This is a genomic window from Paracoccus jeotgali, from assembly GCF_002865605.1.
Classification (GTDB): Bacteria; Pseudomonadota; Alphaproteobacteria; order Rhodobacterales; family Rhodobacteraceae; genus Paracoccus; species Paracoccus jeotgali.
In genome coordinates this window covers 1,340,057-1,365,448 of record NZ_CP025583.1, presented here as the reverse complement: position 1 = coordinate 1,365,448, position 25,392 = coordinate 1,340,057, and the positions used below count along the sequence as shown (strand labels likewise).

The window sequence follows — 25,392 nt, the reverse complement described above, 5'->3', positions numbered from 1 at the left end:
GCATCCCTCAGTCTCGCCTGGACGATCAGGCCTTTCCGGTTCGGGTGCTCATCTGCGTGCCCGAGCTGGGCTTCGGCAGCCTCGGCGATGATTTGCGCCGTTGGCTGGAGGCACAACTCGGTCGCGGTCAGTATGCCTAGCATGGCGGCGGGCGCAGTGGAACCCGGGACCGGGTGGCGCTTTATTTCCGGGCCGCTGAGGCAGCCCGTGCCTGTCTGAGCGCCTTCCCCGAGCTGGAACTGGCAGACGGCACCTGCCTGCCAGGCTATACCTCCCCTTACCTGCCGTTCGGCCGCTGCGAGGACGAAGACAACATGTGCAATCTTTACAGCCAGACCACCACGCAGGAAGCGATGCGGCAGCTCTTCCAGGGCCTGAGCGTGACCGATCGGCTCGGCAATTTGGCACCGGGCAAGGTCTATCCAGACCAGACGGCCCCGATCATCCGCCATGACGGCGAAGCGATCGAGATGGCAATGGCGCGGTGGGGGATGCCGTCGCCGCCCTCGGTCCTGAAGACCGCCCGCGATCCCGGCGTCACCAATGTCCGCAACCTGACCTCCCCCCATTGGCGCCGGTGGCTCGGCCCGGCGCATCGCTGCCTGGTGCCGGTCACGGCTTTCGCCGAACCGCGGGGCGGCGGCCGGGGCAACCAGTGGTTCGCAGCAGCCGGGACGGGCGTGTCGATGTTCTTCGCCGGGATCGAACTGCGGAACTGGACCTCGCTGCGCAAGGTGAAGGATGGCGAAACCACGGATGACCTCTATGCCTTCCTGACCTGCGCCCCCAACGCCGAGGTGAAGGCGGTGCATCCCAAGGCGATGCCGGTCATCCTCACCGATCCCCGCGACTGGGAGACCTGGCTGTCGGCACCCATCGAGATCGCCAGCCAGCTGCAGCGGCCGCTGCCGGATGAGGCATTGGTCCAGGTGGACGAGCCGGCAGACCCGGGCTGAAGAGCGATCCAAAGGTAACCAGACCCCACCGGGCGGCGCGGGGTCTGGCTGTTTGCCGACAGCGATGGCGCAGCTTCGCGCCCCCAAGGCCATGCCCTATCCGCTCATTGCAGCGAAACATTTAGCCACTCGGTCCCTGTGTTCATTCCGCCCCGCCGCGCTCACATGGCCTGCGGCCGGGCCTCCAGATCCGCAGCCAGCAGCAGCATGCGCTGCACCGTGCGCAGGCTCGGTCTGGCGCCGCCCTTGGCCCCCGACCTGGTCAGCGCCTCGAGGATCGCGGCGATGGAGATCTCGCTCAACCCCGCCGCCACGCCCTGACGCTCCGCAAAGCCCAGCAGGTCCTCGAGCCCGACCTCCTGCAGGCGGATCACGCTGCAGCGGCTGAGCAGGGGCGCCGGTAGCCGGGCAACATCGTTGGTCAGCAGCACCCAGGAGACGAAGGACATGTCGAAGCGGACCCGATAGAACGGGCAGGTCCAGACCGCGGCCGTGGCCGTCTCGAACAGCGGCAACAGTGCCTCGGCCAGCGAAAAGGCGACGCCGCGGTTGGACGTCGGGGTGCCCACCTTGTCCAGTTCATCGATGACCATGACCGGATTGCCGACCCGCTTTGCAAGCACCAGCTCCAGCAGCCGACCCGGTTGGGCGTTCGACCAGCCCCGCTGACAGCCCACCACGGAAAAGCTTGCCGCCTCGCCGGTCGCATCGACGACGGTGCTTTCGGTTCCGGTCAGCTGCCCCAGCCGGGCCGCCCAATGCGTCTTGCCGATGCCGGGCGGGCCATCAAGGATCACCGGCGGCAGCCGGAACGCCCGGTCGCCCGCCCGCGCCGAGCGGCGCATCGCCCTCCAGGCAAAATCCGTCGCCGGCGCCATCCACGGCATCTCGGCATGCAGCGCCGCCGCCCATTCATCCGCCCGATGTTCGTGGGGGATCCGCGCCAGACGGACCCCCGGCTCGAGCGGCTTCAACCGGTCCCGGTCCTCCCGCTTCAGATGGGCGAGCCCGGAACGCGCCAGCTGTCGGTCGTAAAGGCTTTTCGCCCGCCGCTGGATCCGGCGCCCGTCGCGCCAGGAAAGCTCGGGGTCATCCCCGTCCTCCTGACCGAAGAACCCGTCGCCATGATGTTGAGGCGAAGCTAGGTCTGCGGCGGCGGCTTTCGCCCGCGCCTTCTGCTGGCGCAGCCTGAGCAGAAACGCCGACAGCCGGTCGGCGATCTGGTCCGGGCTCAGCGCCGGCGATTTGACATGCATGATCTGGAACAGGTCCATCTGGGGTCTCCCGATGTGCGACAGGTGTGAAGGTGCCGGGAGGCCGCAGATACCTTCGCGCCAGGCGCGAAGAAGCATCACCAATGTCAGAGGAAGTTCCACCTCACTCCGCGCAGCATCCCGTGCCCGCCCAAACGGGCGGCAGGTCAGCGTATCGCGCGTATCGTGAGGTTCAGGTTCATGGGGATATGCTTGCTGGATATAGGAGGCGGGTCAATGCCCGACAATTATCCATCAAGCCGCAGGTGGAGTGTGCTGAGAAGCAGTCAGGCCCGATGGACGCATAAGGTCAGGCGGCTCATTCGTTTAGCTCATGCTAATCGGCTCCAGGAGGTCGGGGACAGTTTCTGCGTCCATAACGCCGTCCAGGGTGCCCGAACGGAGGGTGAAACCTGCAAAAGAGACAAGGCGGACCACCGGAACGCCGTATTATGCAATGACCACTTCCTGCCCCGCAACGACTGCCGTCAGGAGTTAAGGCAGCTTGGCTTCTGCCTTGGCAAGATTAGCTTTCTTGGTCGCTGCACCTCCGGACAAACTGCGGGCCCATCCTAGCGCGAAACGTGTCTTGTTTCAGCAACTTCCGTCTCTGGGGACACAAGGCGGACACGACCAAATCTCGATGGATCGGGCAGCTGGGTCATGGCAACTCTGACATGTGACACATCCCTTTCTCGGCAGAGAGTTGACGGCGGCTGAACACCGCCGCCCCTCAAAGCTTTACCGACTTTCGCGCGTTTCTCGGGCAGGCCTTTTCGATGTATCTATCGGCGTTCGAGGACATCGGTTCCAAACTTTTAGGTCAGGTGTCAGCGTCGGTCGCCGATCCCACCTGGCGTCAGCGACTTTACGCACCCCCTCCGGGGTGACTTCTACGCCTCGGGCTTCCAGAGCAGCTTGCAGTCTTGCCAGAGTGCGTGGGTAAGGTTGCCGCTTCCCCAGCTCGAAGAGGGCTATAGTTGCGGGTGCGAGCTTGGCTGCCATGGCTAGGCCATACTTCGAGAGCCCGGCCACGGTCCGGGCGGCTCTGCATTGTTCTGGAGTCATAGTTTCGGCTTTTGCTGCTGGGTTTGGAATTCTAGTAAGGATCTTCGGGCCGCACGCGGGTTGCGCCGCAGGACGCTCGAAATAACCCGCCGCCGGGGTGCCCTCAACCCCCCGGGTGCTGCCGTGACCCACTGGATCGCGGCGCCCTGCACGATGATCGGCACCTCGAACGTCTTCGAAGGGGCCGTCGCGGTCGCGATCAGCCTCGTTGGCCTGAATTCGGGCGCCGCGCTGGCCACCGTGGTCGTTGTGCTGGTCGAGGTCCCGGTGATGCTGTCACTCCCCTCCTTCGCCAATCGCACCCACGCTCGTTTGCCGGAGGTTCGCGCATGCCCGCCGGCCCGCTCTACAAGGAGGACGGGCAGATGATCCTGAACGAGAATGGCGAGATCACCAACTTTCGCGTGTTTCTCTACTTCAAAATAAACGTAAGCGTCCGGCCTGACCGCTACCCGCGCCATTTCCAAGGCAGCAGGTCATCGACCTTTGTGATCTTGTAATCAGGGATACGGGCCAGGGTGTCGGCGAGCCAGGCATGGGGATCGATGGCGTTGAGCTTGGCTGTTTCGATCAGGGTGTAGGCGATGGCGGCGGCCTTTCCACCTGCCTCGGAACCGACGAATAGGTAGTTTTTCCGCCCGAGGGCGATGGCGCGCATGCCGCGTTCGGCGGCGTTGTTGTCGAGCTCGAGGATGCCGTTGTCGAGGTAGGGGCGCAGGCGTTCCATCCTGGTGAGGGCGTATCGGATGGCGGCCGCTAGCGGGGGATTTCCCCGAGATCGTGGTGAGTTGCATGGCCAGCCAGACTTCCAGGTCATCGAAGACCGGGGCGGCATGTGCCTTACGGAGTTCGGCGCGGCGGTCCGGTGGCGAACCTCGGGCTTCCTTCTCGACGGCATAGAGCCGGGCGATGCGGCCGATGGCCTCCTCAGCGATCGGCGAACCTTGCGATCGGTGGATGTCCACGAACTTGCGCCTGACATGGGCCATGCAGGCGACCTCGCGGATGGCGCCGGAACGGTAGAGATCCTCGAACCCGGCATAGCCGTCGGCATGCATCCAGCCGCGGAAACGGGCCAGATGATCCTTGGGGTGCTGACCCTTGCGGTCGCCCGAGAAGCGATACCATGCGGCAGGCGGAGCATCGCCATCCCATGGGCGCTCATCGCGGGCATAGGTCCAGAGCCGGGCCGTCTGGGTCTTGCCGGTGCCGGGCGCCAGCATCCGCACCGGCGTATCGTCGGCGAAGATCGCCTCGGCCGACAGGACATGGCGCCCGATGGCCTCGGCCAGTGGCTCCAGAAGGGTGGTGGTCTTGCCGACCCAGTCGGCCAGGGTCGATCGGTCGAGATCGAGCCCTTCGCGGCCGAAGATCTGGCTCTGGCGATAGAGGGGAGATGGTCGGCATACTTGCTGACCAGCACATGGGCCAGCAGACCCGGCCCGGGGCGACCGCGCTCGATCGGGCGCGACGGCAGCGGGGCCTGGACGAAGCGTTCGCAGCAAGCGCAGGTCAGCCGGGGCGGACAATCCGGTTCACGATGAAGCGCCCAGGAACATACTCCAGCTCTTCCGTGACGTCCTCGCCGATCCGGCGCAGGCGACCGCCGCAATCGGCACAGGCATCGGCGCCGGGCATCAGTTCCACCTCCATCCGGGGGATATGATCCGGGATCGGACGGCGCTTGGGTTTGCCCTTCTCCTCGATGTCCGGCAGACGCATCCGCGCCGTCATCGCGGCGGCCGCGATCTCGCTGGCCTCAAGAGCCAACTGAAGCTGTTCTGCCGTCTCCGAGGACGCGCCGAACCGGTGTGCCCGGTGCCCGGCCAGTTGGTGCCGCAGCTTCTCGATCAGGATCGCCTGCGCCTTCACCTCGGCCAGAAGCCGCGCGGTGAAGCTGCGCAACTCCTCGGGATCTTCCGGCAGGGTCAGGGTCTGATCGAGCATGCAAGGAGTTTATCCCACGGGATTCCTTATGGGAATCATTCTCTTGTGGCCCCCCCCTGATTATCCCGCTGCCAAGGGCCGCCACGTTCGCTCCGGGGCACGCCAGTCGATCCCTTCCAGGAGCATCGACAACTGCGCCGGTGTCAGCGCCACCTTCCCCTCCTTGGCCGAGGGCCAGACGAACCGGCCCCGCTCCAGCCGCTTCATGAACATGCAGGCCCCTGGCCATCCCACCAGATGACCTTCACCAGATCACCGCGACGGCCGCGGAAGACGAAGAGATGCCCGCCGAAAGGATCCTGCTTCAGCACCGCCTCGGCCTGCGCCGCCAAGGAAGCAAAGCCCTTGCGCATGTCGGTGACCCCGGCAGCCAGCCAGACCCGCGTGTTGGCCGGAACCGGGATCACGCCGAAAGTCCCCGGATCAGCCGCGCCAGCGCCTCAGGATCATAGCTGCCGCTGATCCGCATCCGGTGACCGCCCGCCAGCTCGATCTCGATGTGGTTCTCGGCGGCAGGTGCCGCCGGAGTAGACCTGGTCTCCGCGACGATCTCTACGGGCAGAAACCGCGCCTCCTCTGCTGGGGGCGCAACCGAGGTGGGGTCCGGCGCATAACGGGGATCGCGCAGCCACTTGAAGATCAGGTTCGCGTTCACCGCGTAGCGCCGCGCCACCTGAGCCACGGAAACGCCCGGCGCCGCCGTCTGGAAACAGATCGAACGCTTCTCCTCATCCGTCCAAAGTCGCTTCGTCCGACGCGCCACGCCATCACCATAGTGTCCACTATCAATGGTGGACACTATCCGCCTCTTTCACCACGCGGCAGGGCGGTCAGGCCGGACGCTTACAAATAAACTAGGGTCAGGACCCATTGATCTTGCTGACGCGGCCTGGTTCAAGCTCCGCAAGGAGACCGGATCATGAGCAACCTTTTCTGGCTGACCGAGGCGCAGATGGCCCGTTTGCAGCCCTTCTTTCCCAAGAGCCACGGTAAGCCGCGCGTCGATGACAGGCGTGTGCTGAGCGGCATTATCTTCATCAATCGCAATGGGTTGCGGTGGTGCGATGCGCCGAAGGAATACGGCCCGCCGAAGACCCTCTACAATCGATGGAAGCGGTGGAGCGACAAAGGTGTCTTCGCCCGGATGATGGATGGTCTGGCTGCCGAAGCCGCCGTTCCGAAGACGGTGATGATCGACGCGACCTATCTCAAGGCGCACCGCACGGCACCAGTCTCCGGTCAAAAAAGGGGGTCGGGCGACCAGAGGGGCCGTCTGACTGGTCGAACCAAGGGTGGCATGAATACCTAGCTACATGCCGTCACCGACGCCGATGGCCGCCCGATACGGTTCTTCATCACCGCAGGCCAGGTCAGCGACTACACCGGCGCGGCAGCCTGCTGGGCAGTCTGCCCGCGGCGGAGTGGTTGCTGGCCGGCCGGGGCTATGACGCCGACTGGTTCAGAGAAGCGTTGAAAGACAAGGGGAGAAAGCCCTGTATCCCAGGTCAGAAGTCGCGCGGCAAAACCATCAAGCATAACAAGCGCCGCTCCAAACGACGCAACAGGATCGAAATCATGTTCGGTCGCTTGAAAGACTGGCGCAGGATCGCCACCCGCTACGACAGGTGCCCAAAGGCCTTTCTTTCGGCCGTAGCCCTCGCCGCAACCGTCGTGTTCTGGCTATGACGCGAGAACGAGTCCTGACGCTAGGCTTCGCGCCCGGGCCTGCCGCTCCGCCAGAGTCTGCGCGTCGTCAAGGCCCTAGAGAAAGAGCAGAAGGGTCAACTGCTCCTTGACCGTCTGCGGGTTCGATAGCCCGCCCGTCCACATCGCGTTCCAGATCGCGTCGACCTTGGACTTCAGTTCACCGGTGATCATCTCTGCCCTCGTGACTTTTTGCCATTCTGCCCGCAGTGACGAAGTTCGTCCATCGGGCTACTGTTTCAGAAACAGGACGCTGCCATGCTATCCAAAATTTGCTGTTTCCAGCTGAGCGACATAAACAGAGTTCATTAAATCGGCATGCTCAAAATCAGGGAGCGCTGGAGATGACTGTTCGACTTAATCTGCTGTTGTCTGAGGATCTGAATAATGAGATCGAGCAGATGGCTTCTAGGGGTCATACGAGCAAAAGTGAGATTATCAGGAAGGCCCTGCAGCTGTTCCTGGCCGCCCAAGAGGGCAAGAGCCGTGGCTTGACGCTTGGCCTGGTTGAGCCGGAGACCCGGATAATGCAGACGGAAATCATCGGCCTTTGAGCGTCATCAAGCTCAGCACTTCTCCAGCTAATCATAATTACACGGCCACGGTCAGACCTGATCAGAAGCGGGGGGGGGGGCCGGCCGCATCGTCAAGGACATGGTCTTATTCCTTTTCGCGTCAATAGCGACGACACCTCTCTCCGCGTTCAGACTTAAGCGGTAACGGTGAAGTTCGGCGAGCTCTACCTGGCGGTTGTCCTCGACCTCCTTTCACGGCGTGCGATCAGACAGGACATCGGTAATTGCGTGAAAAAGGATCTGGCGAGCAGGGCGATGAACATGCCATGAGCCTTGCCCAAACGGCCACCGGATTGCATCCACCACGCTGGTTGCGGGTCGCAAGGCGGATTCCACCGGTCTTCGCAACACCTTTGATCATATCCTGTTTGAGCATCCGGACGAGAGCCTCTGCCCGTATCTGCCAACCCAAGGTCTTTCGCCGTCGCGTGTTGAGCGCATAGGCAACGGCGCTCAGCTCCTCGACGCCGTGTTGGCTGAGGTCCATCACTTTCGCAAAGTATTGGCGGAGCAGGCCGTTGGTGTTCTCGTTGCTGCCGCGCTGCCAAGGGTTCTGAGCATCGCAAAAATAGATCTCGGGACCAGTGTCGTTCCGAAGCTGGGCGCCTTGTGCCATCGCGGCTCATCGTTCCACGTCTGTGACCGTTCCCAGTTGCCAGGCAAGCTGCGCACAGTCCCCGCGACGGCATTCCGGTCGGCTTCGGCACGGTGACCGGCGAGAGCTGGTCCGTTGTTGACGGATTTTCTTGTCCGTGCCCGTCCATGCGCGGCAAGTGCAGGAGCATCAGTTCGCCCGGCGTGGTCCAGATGGAGGTCTTGCTGTCCCGAGACTTGGCAGCCGTCGCCGTTATAGGCGGTGGGGCCAGGCCGACGTGCGCCGCGGTGTCGATGCTCGCGAGGTTATTTTAGCTCCGCTACCACCCACACCGAATTTCTGCCTGTGTGCCACGCATCGACTCGAGCACCCGCGCCGCCGCGCCGAGGAAAAGCGCTGTGGAGCGGCCTCTACTCGGTTTTGCATCGACCTCCGTCCCTTCGGTCAAATTCGCGATCCGCTCAATCTCTGCCTGTTAGCGAGCGGCTCATTAACTCCGACTTAATCAACGTATGATTGTAATTGGGTCAGATTGTTCGTGCGCAGATTCAACTTAGGCAGGGCGAAGGCGACCATGAAGACCGCAGGCAACGTAGAACCGAGTCAGCATCATGACCCAGCTGGGCTCCCCGATCATCTCCTTCACAACGCCGGCACCGCGGGTGGCACCATCCACGCGCCCAGCCATTCCAGCGATGGCGGCATGGTGGTCGGCACTCATGGCGACGATGTCATCTATTCCGCGCCGATCGGTGCCTCGCAAGCTCATGTCTACGCGCTTGACGGCGACGACGTCATCCACATCCACAGCGGCGACAAGATCGCCCCGCATGGCTCGCACGTCTTTGGCGGCGAGGGCAGCGACACCTTCAACTTCATCACCGAAGGCTCGACGAAGAAGATCGTCGGCCGGCTCGATGATTTCGACGCCTCGCGCGACAAGATTGCGGTGGACGGCAAAGAGATCGACTTCGCCAACCTGCCCTCGCATGTCCGCATTGTCGAACATAACGAGCAGCCTTGGATCTTGATCAACGGGAACATCCTCTATGCGTTGGAAGGCGCGCGCGAGGTGCCGCCCGAAGAGGCGATCCGGGGCAATCAGGAACCGCATTTCATCGAATGGCCGAAGGACTGGGCGCACGGCGTCCCGGCCAGCGCCGACATCGCATACGAGGATTATGTCGACACCTTCCCCGCCTTCGATCTGGACCGCGACGAGAGCGAGTTTCACCACCAGCGCGGCGGCCGCGACGCCGAGGAAATCCACGCCGACAATGACGACGGCGTGCATATCGACGGCGGAATGGGTGCCGACACCATCTATGGCGGCGATGGCGGCGACTGGATCGATGGCGGCAAATCGACCGACGTGATCCATGGCGGCAAGGGCGATGACAGCATCGCCGGCGGGCTCGACGACGACTGGATCGACGGCGGCGAGGGCGATGACATCATCTATGGCGGCAGCGGCAACGACACGATCTATGGCGGCGCCGGCAATGACACGCTTTACGGCAACGGCGGCGATGACCGGATCGAGGGCGGCTTCGGCGACGATTTGATCTCGGGCGGGCGCGGCAATGACACGCTGCTCGGCGGCGCCGGCAACGACACCATCAAGGGCGGGCCGGGCAATGACATCCTGAACGGCGGCGCCGGAATGACCTGCTGGAAGGCGGGAGGGCGCGGACCGGCTGCTTGGCGGGAGGGCCACGACAAGCTCGACGGCGGCGCGGGCAACGACGTTCTGATCGGCGGCAAGGGCAGTGACACGCTGATCGGCGGCGACGGCGATGACCGGCTGCAGGCGGGCGACGAATACGGCCGCGCCGACGAGGGCGACGTCGACATCCTGATCGGCGGCAATGGCAACGACACGCTGATCGGCGCCGATGGCGGCGAGGTGATCATGACCGGCGGCGCCGGCAGCGACACCTTTGTCATCGTCAGCAATTCGGTGACCACCATCACCGATTTCCAGGTCGGCGTGGATTTCTACGAGTTCAACATGACCACCGGTGCGCGCGCCTTCTCGGCCGGGTCCGAATACGCCTGCGAGCCCGAACCCGCCTCCGACGGCAGCGACCGCATGGACATGAAGGTCACCTACAGCGACGGCACCACGACGCTGTTCAAGGGTCTCGGCCACATGAGCGTCGAGGACTTCACCCGCGACGTCATGGACGGCGAGGCTCCCGCCGACCCCGACCGCGTCCCGCCCGAGGACGACCCCGCCTCCACCCCCGACAGCGGCGGCTCGTGCTTCGTCGCCACCGCCACTTACGGCGACCCGATGCACCCCGACGTCTGCTACCTGCGCGCCTTTCGCGACAACACGCTGCGCAACTACAGGTCAGGGCGCGCCTTCATCGCCTTCTACTGGTGGATCGGCCCCAAACTCGCCCGCTGGTTCACGCCGCGCAACCGGCCGGGGCGGATTTCGCGGTTCCTGCTGTCCCGGATGGTGAGGCGGCTGCAGAGGCGGTGGGTGTATTGACTTCGAAAGAGGTCTGCCACTGCGGCCGGAGCGCCGGAGCTCAAAGACTTAGAGCCGACGAGTGAAGGGCCTCTCCGTCTCGGCATGAGGCGAGAGCACCTGCAGTCATTAATCCAATCATGCAGATCCAAGCTAACTGTTTTCAAGGAAGGACGAGAGCCAATGAGTTTTTCTGAGTTGACCCAGACCCAAGGCATTTGTGGCAGAGCGGGAAAGATCTACGAACTGCTCTGCAGGGCCACCACGATCATGGTCGAGCATCGACGCGACATGACCGGGGACGAGGTCGCTGAGCTCGTGCTCTTTCTTAGTCAGGATTAGTCGATCAGGTCCGGCCGGCTAAATGGCACCCGGTGGTCGCATTGCCGCTTAAGGAGCTCGGCCAGAATCGTCCCAGTCGAAGCTCTTGCCCCACTCGCGTCACAACACTCTGAGCGGGCCGGCACTAATATGGCTAAGACACAGAGCGACTTTGGAAGATTGACCCCTTCCCTGTCGGGGAGGGCCGCCCAGGACGGAACATTCTGGCTGTCCCCGCGTAGATGCTGCAGCGCGGTATGGGCGGCGGGATGGTCCCGGTAGCCGTGCATGGCACCGGAGATCAGAATGATGACAACATCCGCGAGACAGTTCAGCGCGAGGCGTGCCTTCGCGTCACCGACCGCAAAGCGCGCGGCGGGGGGCCATTTTTGTCGCGGTCGCCGCGCTAGGGGTCTCGGCTCTCGTCAACCAGCGCCTGGCGCGCAAGGCCGAGCGCGAGAATCCACCGACCGGACGCTTTCTTGAGATTGCCGGAGTGCCGCTGCATTTTGTCGATCAAGGTCCCAGTGATGGGGATGTTGTTGTGATGCTCCACGGCAACGGCAGTATGATCCAGGACTTCGAGTTCAGCGGATTAATTGACATGGTGGCGCGCAACCGGCGCGTCATCGTCTTTGATCGCCCCGGCTATGGGCATACCAGTCGACCGCGCAACAAGATCTGAGCCCCGGTGCGCAAGCGGACCTGATCAAAGCCGCGCTCTCTGAAATGGGGGTAAGGCGTGCCATCATCATGGGACACTCCTGGGGGTGTCTAGTGGCCGTCGCGCTGGCCGATCGGCACCCGGATCTGGTGCGGGGGCTGGTGCTCGCGTCGGGACGCTTCTTTCCCATGGCCCGCGTGGATGTGGTCGCAATGGCGACGCCTGCCGTTCCGATGGTCGGGGATATCGTTCGGTATGCCGTAGCCCCGCCACTGAGTCGGCTGATCTGGCCGCTTCTGCTGAAAAAGATCTTCGGTCCGCAGAAGGTCCCCGGGAAGTTCGCCGCCTTCCCGCGGGGCATGGCGATCCGCCCTTCGCAGATCCGGGCCAGCGCCGCGGAAAGCGGCCTCATGATACCCGGCGCCCTTGCCGCGCGTAACACTTATGCCCGGCTGAAGATGCCGGTCGCGATCATTGCCGGCAGCGACGACCGCATCGTCGACATTGATCAGCAGTCCGCGCGGCTGCACACCCAGATCAGGCAAAGTAGCTTCGAGCGGCTCCCGGGCGCCGGCCACATGATCCACCAGACAGAGACCAACTCGGTGGTGTCGGCAATCGCGAGGGTCAGCCACGCCGCCAACATCGTGGAACGAGGGTTCGCCGAAAGTCGCGCGGCGAGGGAACGGGGCTGACGCCCATTGCAGCCGCATTTCCGTTCGTCGGTCCGGGGGCGGATCGTCCATGAGTTACCGGGTCTTTCTGACGATCTGCCCTGCACCAGAAACCCGGCGGCGGTTCGATCGTTGGTCCTCGAGTTCATGTGAAAGGGACAGCTATGACCATGACGCCACGTTGGCCCGAGCGGCTCTGGCTGGTGCGGCACGGGCAAAGCGCGGGCAATGTTGCCCGCGACGCGGCCCATGAGGCGGGGCAGGGACGTATCGACCTTAGCGCCCGGGACGTGGATATTCCGCTCTCGGATCTCGGGCGCGCGCAGTCGCAGGCGCTAGGGCGGTGGTTCGCGCAAGGCGAAGAAGGTGCCCGGCCCAACGTGCTGTTGTGTTCGCCCTATCTTCGCGCGCGGCAGACGGCCGAACTGTTCCGCGACGCCGGCGGCTGCCGCAGCACACTGCCCCTGCGACTGGACGAGCGGTTGCGCGAGAAGGAGTTCGGTATCCTCGACGGCCTGACGACGCTCGGTGTGCGCACCGAGGAGCCACAGCAGGCGGAGCTGCGCCGTATTCTCGGCAAGTTCTATCACCGCCCGCCCGGTGGGGAAAGCTGGTGCGATGTGATCTTTCGCCTGCGCTCACTGCTGGATACGGTCGGGCTTCACCATGGTGGATGCCGAGTCATGATCGTCGCCCATCAGGTCGTGGTCCTGTGCCTGCGCTATATCATCGAAGGCCTGACCGAGGAGGAGATTCTGGCCATCGACGCGCGGCAGGATGTGGCGAATTGTTCGATCACCGAATATGGCTTCGTCAAAACCGACGAAGGGGACGGTGAAATGCACCTCGTCCGCTATAACGTCACTGCACCTATGGATGTCGATGAGACCCCGGTCACCTCCAACCCCGACGCCATTGCGGGGAGCCGGGGATGAGCGATGCTCCGACCACGCTCGACGCGGCATGGCTGCGCGATCACCCGCTTCCGGTCCATGCGGATGTGGACAAGAACAGCCGCGGCCGGGTGGTTCTGGTCGGGGGTTCGACGCTCGTGCCCGGAGGGCTGCGCCTGACGGCCGAGGCGGCACTTCAGTCCGGAGCCGGAAAGGTGCAGCTGGCGCTGCCCGAGATGCTGGCCATCCCGCTGGGGGTGCTGCTGCCCGAGGCGGGAATGCTTGCGCTTCCTGCCGATGAGGACGGCGAGATCGCGGGAACGGGTCCGGTCATGGAGTTGATTTCGCGCTGCGACTGCCTTGCCATTGGTCCGGCGATGGGATCGGTCGCTGCGGCAGGACGCATACTCGACGACCTACTGCCCCGCGCGACCGCCTGCAGCGTCATTCTTGATGCGGCCGCCGTGGCCGCAGGCCACGACCGGATGAACTTGCTGCGTGAGTTGCGGGGTCGCCTGATCCTGACCCCCCATGCCGGAGAGATGGCCGCGCTGACGGGCCGCGACCCTGAAAGTCTGACGGAGAACCGGGCTCATGTGCTGCTGCGCCTGGCCGAGGAGTTGGGCGCAGTCGTGATGCTCAAGGGCGAGACGACGATGCTGGCGAACCCGGGTGGCGAGCTGGCGGTTTACGGTGGCGGCGGGGTGGGGCTGGCCACGGGCGGCTCCGGCGACGTGCTGACCGGCATCATCGCCGGGCTTAGCGCGCGGGGATTGGACAATTGGCAAGCCGCCTGCTGGGGCGTCTGGTTGCACGGCGAGGCCGGCCGCAGGCTCGCCGAGCGTCATGGCCCGATGGGCTTTCTGGCACGGCAGCTGCCGGCCGAGACACCCAGCCTGATGCGCGGGATCTGACGGAGCGCAGCAGGCACAGTTTGAACCTCCTGCCGGTCATGCCTCGGGATCGCGTTGATCGATCCGCCACTTGGAGCTCGAGGGCATGATCAAGGGGATCACCGAGAGGATCACCAGCACCATCAAGGTCGCAAGAGCCGCTGTGGCTTCCAGACCCAATCCTGCGACCACGCCGATCCCGGCTGTTGCCAAGATCCTCGCCGCTGTCGTCAGGCCTTCGATCTGGTGCTGTGAGGCTCGGACAATGATGGCGCCCGCGCCCAGAAAGCCGATCCCTTGGACGATGCCCTGCAGCACACGGGACATGTCGGAAAGCGGCATTCCACTCAGTGTGGGCCTATGACGAACAGCGCCGCGCCCACCGCAACGCGCATATCGGTCCGCATTCCTGCACTCTTGGCCTTCAACTCACGCTCGTTGCCAAGAATTCCGCCGAGGATCGAAGCGAGCCCGAGGCGCAGTATGATCCGCGTCAGGGTTGAAATCTCCGGGGATGTCGGCAAATTCGCTTGCGATGGTCGCCCAGATTTCCTGCGTCAATTTATGATCTTCCTTCAGACAACTGCTGGCGCCTCACTATTCAGCGCTCGATGGCAACGCCATAGGGGTCCTTAACTTCACGACACCTTTGCGGGTGTGGGGGTCAATTCTGAAGGCCTCTGGCGCCGTGGCCGCACACGGGGCCAATTCGCCACTCGCAAGCTGACATCTGAGAAGTGCCGCCTTCGCCTCTCCCACCTCTCAGGGATCGGCGTCATCGGGGCGGGACAGTCATGAGCGGGGTTCGCGCGAAAGGCCTTCCATCGCAATCCCTGCAGTGAATCCATGGAGCAGGGTCGACAGAAGAATAGCAAAGCTCACCAGAGCCCAGAGCGGTTCTTCGTCCCAAAACTCGATTTTTCCAGAAGCATAGGCAAGATAGTAAATCGAACCCACGCCGCGCACGCCGTAGATCGCCACCACCCAGCGGTCGCGACCCCGGAGCTGCGATCCCGCGAGAGACAGCCATCCCACCGCTGGCCGCAGCACGAAAATCAGTGCGACAGCGATTGCTGCGCCAGCGAGTGTCAGACCGGTCAGCAACGTCGGCAGCACTGCACCCAACGCCACAAGTAGCACCGCCGTCAGCGAATGTTCCAGAGCCAGGGTGAAGTCGTGCAGGCGCCGGTGGAATGTGTGGCGGGGCTCAACCCGACGGAGCACGAGGCCCATCACCGCGACCGCGATGAAGCCATAGCCCTCGGCCAGCTCGGTGGTGCCGTAACACAAAAGGACCCCGGCAAGTGCCACCACCCCGGACGCTGTGTCGGCCAGCGTTGCGCCACGAGGCAGCACGAACAGCACCTGGCCCAGTGCCCAGCCTCCCGCCGCTCCTATCGCGGCGCCTGCCGTAATGCGCCAGAAACCGTCCTGCGCGAGCCAACTGAGCCCCCAATTGCCCACTGCCAGACCCTGCGCGGCCACCGTGAGGCCGAGATAGACGAAGGGAAAGGCAAGCCCATCATTCAACGCAGCCTCGGTTGTCAGTGCAAAGCGGACCGTATGCTCGCCGCCTTCAAGCGGTGGGCCAACCTGAACGTCGCCAGCCAGAACAGGGTCGGTCGGGGCCAACACGGCGCCCAACAGGATCGCGCCGGCCACCGTCATACCGGCGATGACATGACCCATGGCAGCGACGGAAAGGATCGTCAGGGGCATGGCGATTGCGAGGAGGCGGATCGTCGGTTTCCAACGCGTGAAGCTTGACAGGTTGTCGATCCTCAGGCCGGTTCCGAAGAGGGCGATGATGACAGTGATCTCTGCCAGGATCTCCCAAGGGTAAGGGATGATGCGTGGGTCCGGCACGTCCGGCACACCTGGCACCACGGCAAAGGCTAGCATGCCGAGCAGGATGAGCAGGCCCGAGGCCGCCGGTTCCCGCCGACTGACCCACCGCGGCAGCCAATACGAAAGGATGATGGCACCACCTACGGCTGCCAATGCTAGGTGGTAGCCGGAGAAGCTGAAGAACGGCTCGGCGTTCATACGGAAGGCCTTATGTGGACGGGGTGTCGAAGCTCTGTTGCTCTTGATCGTATACTTGCGCCCTCACAGTTGAACACCAGCGATTGAGGGTAAGGCTTGTGCCCTGTAAGCGTCCGGCCTGACCGCCCTGCCGCGTGGTGAAAGAGGCGGATAGTGTCCACCATTGATAGTGGACACTATGGTGATGGCGTGGCGCGTCGGACGAAGCGACTTTGGACGGATGAGGAGAAGCGTTCGATCTGTTTCCAGACGGCGGCGCCGGGCGTTTCCGTGGCTCAGGTGGCGCGGCGCTACGCGGTGAACGCGAACCTGATCTTCAAGTGGCTGCGCGATCCCCGTTATGCGCCGGACCCCACCTCGGTTGCGCCCCCAGCAGAGGAGGCGCGGTTTCTGCCCGTAGAGATCGTCGCGGAGACCAGGTCTACTCCGGCGGCACCTGCCGCCGAGAACCACATCGAGATCGAGCTGGCGGGCGGTCACCGGATGCGGATCAGCGGCAGCTATGATCCTGAGGCGCTGGCGCGGCTGATCCGGGGACTTTCGGCGTGATCCCGGTTCCGGCCAACACGCGGGTCTGGCTGGCTGCCGGGGTCACCGACATGCGCAAGGGCTTTGCTTCCTTGGCGGCGCAGGCCGAGGCGGTGCTGAAGCAGGATCCTTTCGGCGGGCATCTCTTCGTCTTCCGCGGCCGTCGCGGTGATCTGGTGAAGGTCATCTGGTGGGATGGCCAGGGGGCCTGCATGTTCATGAAGCGGCTGGAGCGGGGCCGGTTCGTCTGGCCCTCGGCCAAGGAGGGAAGGTGGCGCTGACACCGGCGCAGTTGTCGATGCTCCTGGAAGGGATCGACTGGCGTGCCCCGGAGCGAACGTGGCGGCCCTTGGCAGCGGGATAATCAGGGGGGGGCCACAAGAGAATGATTCCCATAAGGAATCCCGTGGGATAAACTCCTTGCATGCTCGATCAGACCCTGACCCTGCCGGAAGATCCCGAGGAGTTGCGCAGCTTCACCGCGCGGCTTCTGGCCGAGGTGAAGGCGCAGGCGATCCTGATCGAGAAGCTGCGGCACCAACTGGCCGGGCACCGGGCACACCGGTTCGGCGCGTCCTCGGAGACGGCAGAACAGCTTCAGTTGGCTCTTGAGGCCAGCGAGATCGCGGCCGCCGCGATGACGGCGCGGATGCGTCTGCCGGACATCGAGGAGAAGGGCAAACCCAAGCGCCGTCCGATCCCGGATCATATCCCCCGGATGGAGGTGGAACTGATGCCCGGCGCCGATGCCTGTGCCGATTGCGGCGGTCGCCTGCGCCGGATCGGCGAGGACGTCACGGAAGAGCTGGAGTATGTTCCTGGGCGCTTCATCGTGAACCGGATTGTCCGCCCCCGGCTGACCTGCGCTTGCTGCGAACGCTTCGTCCAGGCCCCGCTGCCGTCGCGCCCGATCGAGCGCGGTCGCCCCGGGCCGGGTCTGCTGGCCCATGTGCTGGTCAGCAAGTATGCCGACCATCTCCCCCTCTATCGCCAGAGCCAGATCTTCGGCCGCGAAGGGCTCGATCTCGACCGATCGACCCTGGCCGACTGGGTCGGCAAGACCACCACCCTTCTGGAGCCACTGGCCGAGGCCATCGGGCGCCATGTCCTGTCGGCCGAGGCGATCTTCGCCGACGATACGCCGGTGCGGATGCTGGCGCCCGGCACCGGCAAGACCCAGACGGCCCGGCTCTGGACCTATGCCCGCGATGAGCGCCCATGGGATGGCGATGCTCCGCCTGCCGCATGGTATCGCTTCTCGGGCGACCGCAAGGGTCAGCACCCCAAGGATCATCTGGCCCGTTTCCGCGGCTGGATGCATGCCGACGGCTATGCCGGGTTCGAGGATCTCTACCGTTCCGGCGCCATCCGCGAGGTCGCCTGCATGGCCCATGTCAGGCGCAAGTTCGTGGACATCCACCGATCGCAAGGTTCGCCGATCGCTGAGGAGGCCATCGGCCGCATCGCCCGGCTCTATGCCGTCGAGAAGGAAGCCCGAGGTTCGCCACCGGACCGCCGCGCCGAACTCCGTAAGGCACATGCCGCCCCGGTCTTCGATGACCTGGAAGTCTGGCTGGCCATGCAACTCACCACGATCTCGGGGAAATCCCCGCTAGCGGCCGCCATCCGATACGCCCTCACCAGGATGGAACGCCTGCGCCCCTACCTCGACAACGGCATCCTCGAGCTCGACAACAACGCCGCCGAACGCGGCATGCGCGCCATCGCCCTCGGGCGGAAAAACTACCTATTCGTCGGTTCCGAGGCAGGTGGAAAGGCCGCCGCCATCGCCTACACCCTGATCGAAACAGCCAAGCTCAACGCCATCGATCCCCATGCCTGGCTCGCCGACACCCTGGCCCGTATCCCTGATTACAAGATCACAAAGGTCGATGACCTGCTGCCTTGGAAATGGCGCGGGTAGCGGTCAGGCCGGACGCTTACTGTGCCCTATGTTCAGGGACATCCTCTATGGCGAAATTTGGAAGCTGATCACCCCACCACGGCGTCAACAATGCACCTCGTTCACACATCAGAGAAAATATAACTACATGAGAAATGCCCGCAGACTGGAAGGCATCACCGAACGGCGGGCCGGAATCGCGACCATACAATCGGCGCGTTGAACTGGCGCAGAAGACTCGGGGCTGCGGTCAGCGATGCGCCAGATAGTCTGCCGAAACGTAGCCTGAAACACTTGGCCTGCCGGCGAGCGAGACTTTGCACCAGACTTTGCCGTTGTTTGTGACGCAGTTCTCGCGCGTCAGGCGCGTGTCATTTGGCAAGCCGACGATAATCTTGTGGTTCAGACCAGGCCCTTCCCGCAGTTTCAAGAGATCGTCTGATCCGACGCCCTTGACCACCGCCCCCGAGCCGACTGCGCATCCGGCGAGGGCCATGAGAGTGATAAAAACCGCAAATCGAGTTCGCATGGTCTGAGGTGCTCCCCATTGCTTGGACAGTATCTGGCGCTTTTTAAGCTCTGATTTGCTCCTGCTGATCGGGTTGGGTTGCTTCGATTTGCAGTGAGTAGACCACTGCTGGTGGTCGGCCGCCAAGGGCTTTGTGCGGGCGGCGGTGATTGTAAAACTCGATCCATTTGCGGACGCCGGCGCGGGCGTGGGACCCGGTCTCCCAGGCATGCAGATAGACGCACTCGTATTTTAGCGTGCGCCAGAGGCGTTCAATAAAGATGTTGTCCAGGTAGCGCCCCTTGCCATCCATCGAGATGCGGATACCCGACCGGCGCAAGCGGTCTATCCAAGCAAACGACGTGAACTGAGATCCTTGATCGCTGTTCATGATGTCCGGCGGTCCGAACCGATAGATAGCCTCGTTCAGCGCCTCGACGCAGAAGTCGGCGTCCAGCGTGTTCGAGATCCGCCAGGACAGCACCATCCGGGTGTGCCAGTCCATGATCGCCACCAGATAGAGAAAGCCGCGGCGCATTGGCAGGTAGGTGATATCCACGCACCAGACCTGGTTTGGTCTGCCCACACGCAGCCCGCGCAGCAGATAAGGATAGGTCTTGTGCCCCCTTCGCCGGCCTGCTGGTGCTGGGCTTCTGATAGATTGGCATCAGCCCCATCAGGCGCATGAGCCGGCGGATGCGCTTTTCGTTCACGGCATGACCCTGATTGCGCAGGTGCCACGTCATCTAGCGAACGCCGAAGAACGGCGTTTCAAGGAACTGTCCATCGATCAACCGCATCAGCGCCAAGTTCTGCTCCGTCTCACCCTGGGGTGCGTAGTAGAACGACGACCGCGGAATCGACAGCAGCGCGCATTGCTGACCGATCGACAGGTCCGGATGGTCGCGCTCGATCATGCCGCGCCTCACGTCCCGCCCCAGGGCTTGAGCTTTCTTTCCAAAAAAGAATTGGCCACCGCCAGCTCCCCGATCTTGGCGTGCAGGTCCCGGACCTGATCTTCATCAATTACCGGTGCCTTGCGGCTGCCGCGCTCGAAAACACCGGACGCGCCATCCAACAGCGCGCGCTTCCATTGATTGATCATTGTCGGATGCACGCCGAACCGGCTCGCCAGTTCCGACACGGTTTCTTCGCCTTTCAGCGCCTCAAGTGCCACCTTGGCCTTAAATGCAGGCGCATGCTGCTTTCGTTTCGTCATCATCGATCTCCTTTGTGGCGAAGATCAGCAGACAGAAAATTCGAGCTTACGTCAGTGTCCAGTTTCCGGGGAGCACCTCATGCCGCCGCCGCGCATTATCCTGCACAGCGTGGGAGTTGAGATGCCGCTCTGCCGGGCAAGGGTGGAACGGGTCAACTCGAGGCGCTGCATCTGCGCGGCAAATGTGGGTCAAGGGCACGGCGGGAGCGGCAGAAAGAAATCATTACAAACATAGAAAATATGAGCCACTCGGGAAGCAGGTGGGTGAAACCGCGTCTGCCTCACTTCCGATGCGAGTTGGACTGACCCCGCAGAATCCGCTCCCGGGCGGCAAGCGCCCCAAACAGACCCGCCTGACGAGTTGGTGCCGCTCAGGGAGTGCTCAACTATTATGTCTATCCGCCCCGCCAACGACCAGCGACTGTTTGGAGCGTCGACGCGCATTCTAAGCCTATAGCGATAGCGAATTCACTCGTTCAAAGCCGACTATGCAGTTGTTAATTTTGAGAAACAAAGCGCACAGGTGCACGGGTTTGGATTTTTGACGAGAAAATGGCGAACCTGACGCAGGGCGCAGGCGTTTCAAGAACCACCGTTTCGGCTGACACTTGTGGGGGTGCTGCAAAGCCTCGATGCTGTCTTCAGCGGCACATGACACGAGGCGCCACCGCGCGGAACGAGCTGGGCCACAAGACGTTTTATGGAGTGGCTGACAACACGTTCTCGGCTTTTCCGTCGCCCGACGGTGCGCGGCATCGCCGAACCCCGAGCATTACGACACCAGAGGAGCCGTATCATGGCCGAAGAAATCGTCGCACTGGAAAATGTTTTTTGGAATATCCGGGGCGATTTGCGGATCGGGGGCGTGCTCAACGTCGGCACCCAGTGCTCTCTGGTGAAACTGGGCGACGGGCGCTTCGTCTTTCTCGACAGCTACACGCTCAAGGGCGACATCCGCGAGCGCATCATGGCCCTGACCGACGACGGCCTCGCGGTGGAAGCGGTGCTGAACGTCCACCCCTTCCACACGCTGCATTGTGCGCAGATGGCCGAGGACTTTCCGGCGGCGACCTTCTACGGCTCGACCCGTCACCGCAAGCAGGTTCCGCAGGTCGCATGGGCCGCCGATACGGTGGAGAGCGATGCGGTCACGGCGCGCTATCCGGAACTCGCCTTCTCGCTGCCGGACGGGATCGACTACATCTCGGACGACGAGAGCGTCCACGCCGGATCTCTGCTGGTGTTCCATGCCGCCAGCGGGGCGCTGCATGTCGACGACACCTTCAATGTCCTGCCGCTCCCGGACATTGCCCGCAAGCTGCTGCGCATCCCGCGCATCGCGTTCCATCCCAAGCTGAAAGACGCGCTGCTGGACGAACCTGATGCCGGCGCGCGGTTCTGTGACTGGGCGGGCCGTATCGCCACGGAATGGTCGGACACACGAACGCTCTGCGCCGCCCATTCCGCGATCAGCCGGTTCGAGGATGGCGCGTTTTCGGCCGCACTGCGCGCCACGGTCGCGAAGGCGCGGCCCGGACTGACAGGGTCAAAAGCATGAGTGCGCCGTCCTGGCCCACCGCGCGACTGTCCCGCGACGCGCTCGCCATCCAGTTCGGAGCCGCCCAAGCCGACCTCATCGGATGGTCGCTCAACACCGGTGATCCGCTTGCCGATCCGGTCGCAAGGCGCATCGCCGAGGGCGACCGGGAACTGGCCGCGGGCCTCGAGCGGGGGCTGCGCGATGGTCTTGCGGCGCTGGAACGGCCCGACCCGGACCTTGCGCCTTTGCTGGAGGACCTCGAACAGGCGGCCGCCGGGGTGGATGACGGTCTTCTGGCGGACGGTGCGGAAGGCTTCTGGACGATGGCGCCCGCCGTTCATGTCATATCCCTCAGCGTCGGTTCGCTTATCCGTGTCTATGAATCGCCGTCCATTGCGGCGGTCCTGTCGGGCACGGGGCGGCTTGTTGACCGGGCCGATGCGCGCCTGCGCGAGACAGCGAAATGGCTGGGCGAGGCGATGCTGCCGGGCGCGCTGCGCATCGGCGCGCCCGGCTATCTCGCGACGGTCGGTGTGCGCATGTTGCACGCGAAGGTGCGCCATTATGCAGCCAAGGGGGGTTACGACGCCGCACCCTATGGCGTCCCGATCAATTAGGACGATCTCGGTCGCGTCTGGATTGATTTCACGCATACATCATGGCATGCCGAAGCGGCCCGGGGTTACACGCTGGCGAGCCATGAGCTCGTCCGCATGTATCGTCTATGGGCCACCAGTGGCGGCTTCCATGGCGAACTCTTGTCATCCAGCCCGTCGATCCGGGTCTGGCCCTTCTTCACCCGTTCGGGCTCGAAGCTGCTGTCGCGGTCGGGGGGCACCGCCACCGGCATCTCTCGGTCCTGCCCCTTCAGCACCTTGGTCGAGGTGCCGTTCCGGCGATTGCCCTGGCCCGGAGGAACCTCCTTGCCCTCATCACAGCCCAGATGCGCGGTCAGCTCGGCACCCAGCATCCGTTCCATGAGCTTGATCTTCAGCTCTTTCATCAGCCCGGCTTCGCCGAGCAGGTCCTCAGGACGCTCCACGCCTTTCAGCAGTTCGTCCAGCAGTTCCTTGGAGATCGTCATGCATGCTTCCTTTCGGAGAGGCATGGACCGGATCACTCATACACAGGAGATCTGACACTCTCCCAGCACTGGGACGCGGTCGACGAGGCCGCGGACGAATCCTTTCCGGCCGGTGACCCACCGGGCAACTACTGACCAGCGGTTCGATCCAACGGTTTGAGGCGGCAATCGGTTTACTTCGGAAGGCCAGCCTCATCCCATGACCCGGCCCTCGGCCGTCAGCCCCGCTGCGCGCCTGCGAAGTCGGCAAAGCCAGCGAGGAACGCGGCCAGGCGGATGCGCGTCTGCTCGTCTGTCAGCCGGCCTTTGGCATCGAAGACGCTGCCGGCCCGGGACACCATCACGCGGCCTTCGAACCAGGGTCGCGTGCCCAAGGTTCTTAGCACGCTCAGCCACGCGTCCTGAGACAGGATCGTGCCGAAGCCGCCGGGCGAGGCGCCGAGAAGGGCAACCGGTTTTCCTCCGAAGACCCGGCCGATGTCAGAGGCCGGCCGGCTTGCCCAGTCGATTGCATTCTTGAACACGCCCGGCATCGAGTTGTTGTATTCGGGGGTAAAGAGAAGCAGGCCCGCAGCGCCTGCAATCTGCTCCTTCAGCTCTTGCACCGCAGACGGGATGCCGGAAGCCGTCTCGTCGTCGCCGTTGTAAAGCGGAATCTCGGCGATGCTGCCCGAGACCAGTTCGGTTCCCTCTGGCATCAACTCCTGCGCTGCGCGCAGCAGCGCGGTGTTGAAGGACGCCTGCCGCAGGCTTCCCGATATTCCCAGAATTCGAACCATCATGACCCACCATGGCTTTTGCGAGAGCGATGGGCGATTCTTGCATATCGTTTTTGGCTTCGCCACCAGAACCGAATGGCTCTGCCAATCGTTGCTGTGACCCATGTCCAAGAAGCCGGACCAAGGATGAGGCCCAGCAGGGTGGGTGGGGGCCGCAAAAGCAAGTCACACCCTCCGCTCGTGACTGCTTCCAGACCGAGACAGAGAGAAGGGAATTCATTGTGAGCGAACAACCGGATCGCGTGACCGACGCGGCGAGCCTGCGTCAGGCCATTGAACAGAACCGCAAGAATATCGAAATCGACGGGATCATCAGCAATCTCGACGGTTTCCGCTTATCGCCGGGCACCCGTCTTCGCGGTGTCAGCGAGAACGCCGAGTTGCGGTTCAAGCAGGGTCAGCCGGGATTGATGCTCAGTTCGGACAGTCAGGTCGCAGATGTCAGGCTGGTGACCGACGAGACGCAGATCGCCATCGGTCTGGCGGACGACACTGCGAATCTTGGCACGCTGACGCTCTGCAACATCCGAACCGTTGGCCGCTTTCACCTTGAGGCGGCGCAGGCGCAGCAGGGGAACCTCAAGCTGCGGGACATCCATGTCGAACGGGCTGACGCGCGTATCGCCGCGCATCGTCCTGCAGGCTTCGGGGTCGAGGTGCTGCTGGGCGGGCTGACGATACTCAACGCATCGAAAGATCCATCAAGCCGCTGGACCCTTGATGCCCGCACCCTGTCGGGCGGCAGCGAGGATCAGCCATTGCGGGGAAGCGGCGTGTTCATCTTTGGCGGCGCCTTCATCCCGACCGATGCGGACATGGCCCAAGCCCCCGCGCCGACCCAGGCCGGAGGCGGCATTTTGCTCAAGCATCTGACGACGGGCGAGGTTCATTCCGATGGTGGCATACCGGCGGGTATCGGCAATCTGATAACCGGCGGCGTGTTCGTGGGCTCCGGCGTTGTCGCCGATGAGGTGGTGAACGAGGGGCCGGTGACGACCTATGGCGCCAATGACATGGTGCTGGACAATTGGGGCGAGGTGAAACGCTGGACGGCGAAAGCGCCGATCACCTCGCATGGCAACAGTGGCATCGGCTTTGTGAACTTCGGCAGGATCGGCGATCTCGCGGTGGATGCGTCCATCGAGACCAACGGCCTCGGCGCGCGGGGGTTCAACCTCTATGACGGTTCTCTTGAAACCGCCACGTTCCAGAGCATCACCACACATGGCGATGGCGCCATTGGCGTCCAGATTTCGAAGCCCTTCGGCACCATCACGGTCACCGGCGAGATCCGCACCACAGGGGGCGAGGGCGATAGCCTGGTTCGCGGAAAGGTGGTTCGTCTTAAGGCCCATGCCGTGAGTCTGAAGCCGGGAGCGGAGGGCGAGGCGCTGACTGTGGCCGGCCGCGCCGTCGCCGAGGATGACGCGGTGCCGGATCTCGATTTCGAGGCAGCCGCAACCGTGATTGGACGGCTGGAGATCGCGGGGAAACGTCTCGTCTGAGGGCAGGGGAGGTGGGGGAAGTGTTGGTCTGCTGCCGAGCCGAGCCGGCTGCTGCGCCATAGACCATGCCAGTAACTGCAACGAACTCTCTCAGATTGTTGCACTTATCGTGAACTGTCAGCTGCGTTATCTTGTTGCGGTATCGGGATCGAACAGGAGAGGGACCCGTCGTTTTACACGCCGCCGCCTCGCCGGATCAGATGCTGAGGGCCGCAGTCGGGACGCGTCCGCATCCCCTCTGCATCATCGAAGCCGTTT

General features: G+C 63.6%; 20 protein-coding genes and 8 pseudogenes. 15 read left to right on the top strand and 13 right to left on the bottom strand.

The window, feature by feature from the left end:
• The first annotated feature begins 173 nt into the window (after positions 1 to 173).
• On the top strand, positions 174 to 956 hold the full coding sequence (locus CYR75_RS06695; RefSeq protein WP_318779001.1) for an SOS response-associated peptidase: 783 nt from the start codon (positions 174 to 176) through the stop codon (positions 954 to 956).
• A gap of 161 nt (positions 957 to 1,117) precedes the next feature.
• Here CYR75_RS06695 and CYR75_RS06690 read toward each other — a convergent pair whose 3' ends face one another.
• A complete protein-coding gene (locus CYR75_RS06690; RefSeq protein WP_101499343.1) occupies positions 1,118 to 2,230 on the bottom strand; it encodes an AAA family ATPase in 1,113 nt (370 codons plus the stop codon).
• A 1,170-nt stretch (positions 2,231 to 3,400) separates the two neighbouring features.
• Here CYR75_RS06690 and CYR75_RS06680 point away from each other — a divergent pair.
• Positions 3,401 to 3,646: pseudogene (locus CYR75_RS06680) on the top strand (hypothetical protein); the annotation flags it as partial.
• A gap of 79 nt (positions 3,647 to 3,725) precedes the next feature.
• Here the strand turns inward: CYR75_RS06680 and tnpC (CYR75_RS06675) are convergent.
• From tnpC (CYR75_RS06675) to tnpA (CYR75_RS06665), 3 genes and pseudogenes are all read right to left on the bottom strand, one after another.
• A pseudogene (tnpC, locus tag CYR75_RS06675) lies at positions 3,726 to 5,224 on the bottom strand (IS66 family transposase).
• Between the two features lie 60 nt (positions 5,225 to 5,284).
• Positions 5,285 to 5,631, bottom strand: a pseudogene (gene tnpB / locus CYR75_RS06670) (IS66 family insertion sequence element accessory protein TnpB).
• Complete coding sequence (tnpA, locus tag CYR75_RS06665) at positions 5,628 to 6,023, bottom strand: IS66-like element accessory protein TnpA (RefSeq protein WP_101498326.1); 396 nt, start codon at positions 6,021 to 6,023, stop codon at positions 5,628 to 5,630. The pseudogene tnpB (CYR75_RS06670) and the gene tnpA (CYR75_RS06665) overlap by 4 nt, the downstream one beginning before the upstream one ends.
• A 120-nt stretch (positions 6,024 to 6,143) precedes the next feature.
• On the opposite strand from tnpA (CYR75_RS06665), the pseudogene CYR75_RS06660 reads away from it, so the two are divergent.
• Positions 6,144 to 6,910 (top strand): annotated as a pseudogene (locus CYR75_RS06660) (IS5 family transposase).
• A gap of 75 nt (positions 6,911 to 6,985) precedes the next feature.
• Here the strand turns inward: CYR75_RS06660 and CYR75_RS16405 are convergent.
• On the bottom strand, positions 6,986 to 7,102 hold the full coding sequence (locus CYR75_RS16405; protein WP_225972880.1) for a type I restriction-modification system subunit M N-terminal domain-containing protein: 117 nt from the start codon (positions 7,100 to 7,102) through the stop codon (positions 6,986 to 6,988).
• A 35-nt stretch (positions 7,103 to 7,137) separates the two neighbouring features.
• Here CYR75_RS16405 and CYR75_RS16400 point away from each other — a divergent pair, with 35 nt between their 5' ends.
• Complete coding sequence (locus tag CYR75_RS16400) at positions 7,138 to 7,482, top strand: ribbon-helix-helix domain-containing protein (protein ID WP_225972879.1); 345 nt, start codon at positions 7,138 to 7,140, stop codon at positions 7,480 to 7,482.
• 355 nt (positions 7,483 to 7,837) lie between these two features.
• Here CYR75_RS16400 and CYR75_RS16800 read toward each other — a convergent pair.
• Positions 7,838 to 8,288 (bottom strand): annotated as a pseudogene (locus CYR75_RS16800) (IS30 family transposase); the annotation flags it as partial.
• A gap of 513 nt (positions 8,289 to 8,801) precedes the next feature.
• On the opposite strand from CYR75_RS16800, the gene CYR75_RS06650 reads away from it, so the two are divergent.
• The 5 genes from CYR75_RS06650 (at position 8,802) to CYR75_RS06635 (ending at position 14,043) form a co-directional block, all read left to right on the top strand.
• The gene (locus CYR75_RS06650; protein WP_158644604.1) at positions 8,802 to 10,598 is read left to right on the top strand and encodes a calcium-binding protein; all 1,797 of its coding nucleotides are present in this window, start codon (positions 8,802 to 8,804) and stop codon (positions 10,596 to 10,598) included.
• A gap of 643 nt (positions 10,599 to 11,241) precedes the next feature.
• Complete coding sequence (locus CYR75_RS16390) at positions 11,242 to 11,583, top strand: alpha/beta fold hydrolase (protein WP_225972878.1); 342 nt, start codon at positions 11,242 to 11,244, stop codon at positions 11,581 to 11,583.
• Positions 11,584 to 11,627: 44 nt separating this feature from the next.
• Entirely contained in the window at positions 11,628 to 12,257 is a 630-nt protein-coding gene (locus CYR75_RS06645; protein ID WP_264080911.1) for an alpha/beta hydrolase, read from the top strand.
• Between the two features lie 143 nt (positions 12,258 to 12,400).
• Positions 12,401 to 13,171 (top strand): histidine phosphatase family protein, encoded by a 771-nt coding sequence (locus CYR75_RS06640; protein ID WP_225972877.1) that lies wholly within the window; start codon positions 12,401 to 12,403, stop codon positions 13,169 to 13,171.
• Positions 13,168 to 14,043, top strand: coding sequence for an NAD(P)H-hydrate dehydratase (locus CYR75_RS06635; RefSeq protein WP_101499340.1), 876 nt, complete (start codon positions 13,168 to 13,170; stop codon positions 14,041 to 14,043). The genes CYR75_RS06640 and CYR75_RS06635 overlap by 4 nt, the downstream gene beginning before the upstream one ends.
• Positions 14,044 to 14,079: 36 nt before the next feature.
• Here CYR75_RS06635 and CYR75_RS16615 read toward each other — a convergent pair whose 3' ends face one another.
• The 3 genes from CYR75_RS16615 to CYR75_RS06625 all read right to left on the bottom strand — a co-directional run bounded on the left by CYR75_RS16615 (position 14,080) and on the right by CYR75_RS06625 (position 16,068).
• Positions 14,080 to 14,364 (bottom strand): MgtC/SapB family protein, encoded by a 285-nt coding sequence (locus tag CYR75_RS16615; RefSeq protein ID WP_264080910.1) that lies wholly within the window; start codon positions 14,362 to 14,364, stop codon positions 14,080 to 14,082.
• A 5-nt stretch (positions 14,365 to 14,369) separates the two neighbouring features.
• Entirely contained in the window at positions 14,370 to 14,450 is an 81-nt protein-coding gene (locus CYR75_RS16745; RefSeq protein WP_404825371.1) for a hypothetical protein, read from the bottom strand.
• 364 nt (positions 14,451 to 14,814) lie between these two features.
• Positions 14,815 to 16,068: a cation:proton antiporter gene (locus CYR75_RS06625; RefSeq protein WP_101499339.1), complete on the bottom strand. Its 1,254-nt coding sequence runs from the start codon at positions 16,066 to 16,068 to the stop codon at positions 14,815 to 14,817.
• A 153-nt stretch (positions 16,069 to 16,221) separates the two neighbouring features.
• Between CYR75_RS06625 and tnpA (CYR75_RS06620) the strand changes: the two genes are divergently transcribed.
• The 3 genes and pseudogenes from tnpA (CYR75_RS06620) to tnpC (CYR75_RS06610) all read left to right on the top strand — a co-directional run bounded on the left by tnpA (CYR75_RS06620) (position 16,222) and on the right by tnpC (CYR75_RS06610) (position 18,520).
• Complete coding sequence (tnpA, locus tag CYR75_RS06620; RefSeq protein ID WP_101498326.1) at positions 16,222 to 16,617, top strand: IS66-like element accessory protein TnpA; 396 nt, start codon at positions 16,222 to 16,224, stop codon at positions 16,615 to 16,617.
• Positions 16,614 to 16,960: pseudogene (gene tnpB, locus CYR75_RS06615) on the top strand (IS66 family insertion sequence element accessory protein TnpB). Before tnpA (CYR75_RS06620) ends, tnpB (CYR75_RS06615) begins: the two are co-directional and overlap by 4 nt.
• Positions 16,961 to 17,020: 60 nt before the next feature.
• Positions 17,021 to 18,520 carry an IS66 family transposase gene (gene tnpC / locus CYR75_RS06610; protein WP_101498327.1) on the top strand — a complete coding sequence of 500 codons (1,500 nt, stop codon included), beginning with the start codon at positions 17,021 to 17,023 and terminating at the stop codon, positions 18,518 to 18,520.
• A gap of 229 nt (positions 18,521 to 18,749) precedes the next feature.
• Here tnpC (CYR75_RS06610) and CYR75_RS06605 read toward each other — a convergent pair whose 3' ends face one another.
• Entirely contained in the window at positions 18,750 to 19,028 is a 279-nt protein-coding gene (locus tag CYR75_RS06605; RefSeq protein WP_101499338.1) for an SH3 domain-containing protein, read from the bottom strand.
• Positions 19,029 to 19,071: 43 nt separating this feature from the next.
• Positions 19,072 to 20,229 (bottom strand): annotated as a pseudogene (locus CYR75_RS06600) (IS3 family transposase).
• Positions 20,230 to 20,971: 742 nt separating this feature from the next.
• On the opposite strand from CYR75_RS06600, the gene CYR75_RS06595 reads away from it, so the two are divergent.
• Both CYR75_RS06595 and CYR75_RS06590 read left to right on the top strand, forming a co-directional pair.
• A complete protein-coding gene (locus tag CYR75_RS06595) occupies positions 20,972 to 21,784 on the top strand; it encodes a hypothetical protein (RefSeq protein WP_225972876.1) in 813 nt (270 codons plus the stop codon).
• Positions 21,781 to 22,383 (top strand): DUF2236 domain-containing protein, encoded by a 603-nt coding sequence (locus CYR75_RS06590; protein WP_101499336.1) that lies wholly within the window; start codon positions 21,781 to 21,783, stop codon positions 22,381 to 22,383. Before CYR75_RS06595 ends, CYR75_RS06590 begins: the two co-directional genes overlap by 4 nt.
• Positions 22,384 to 22,523: 140 nt before the next feature.
• Here the strand turns inward: CYR75_RS06590 and CYR75_RS06585 are convergent.
• Together CYR75_RS06585 and CYR75_RS06580 are read right to left on the bottom strand one after the other, a co-directional pair.
• A pseudogene (locus CYR75_RS06585) lies at positions 22,524 to 22,850 on the bottom strand (transposase); the annotation flags it as partial.
• 218 nt (positions 22,851 to 23,068) lie between these two features.
• Positions 23,069 to 23,629: an NADPH-dependent FMN reductase gene (locus CYR75_RS06580; protein ID WP_101500915.1), complete on the bottom strand. Its 561-nt coding sequence runs from the start codon at positions 23,627 to 23,629 to the stop codon at positions 23,069 to 23,071.
• Between the two features lie 221 nt (positions 23,630 to 23,850).
• On the opposite strand from CYR75_RS06580, the gene CYR75_RS06575 reads away from it, so the two are divergent.
• Positions 23,851 to 25,134 carry a hypothetical protein gene (locus CYR75_RS06575; protein WP_225972874.1) on the top strand — a complete coding sequence of 428 codons (1,284 nt, stop codon included), beginning with the start codon at positions 23,851 to 23,853 and terminating at the stop codon, positions 25,132 to 25,134.
• Positions 25,135 to 25,392 lie beyond the last annotated feature (258 nt).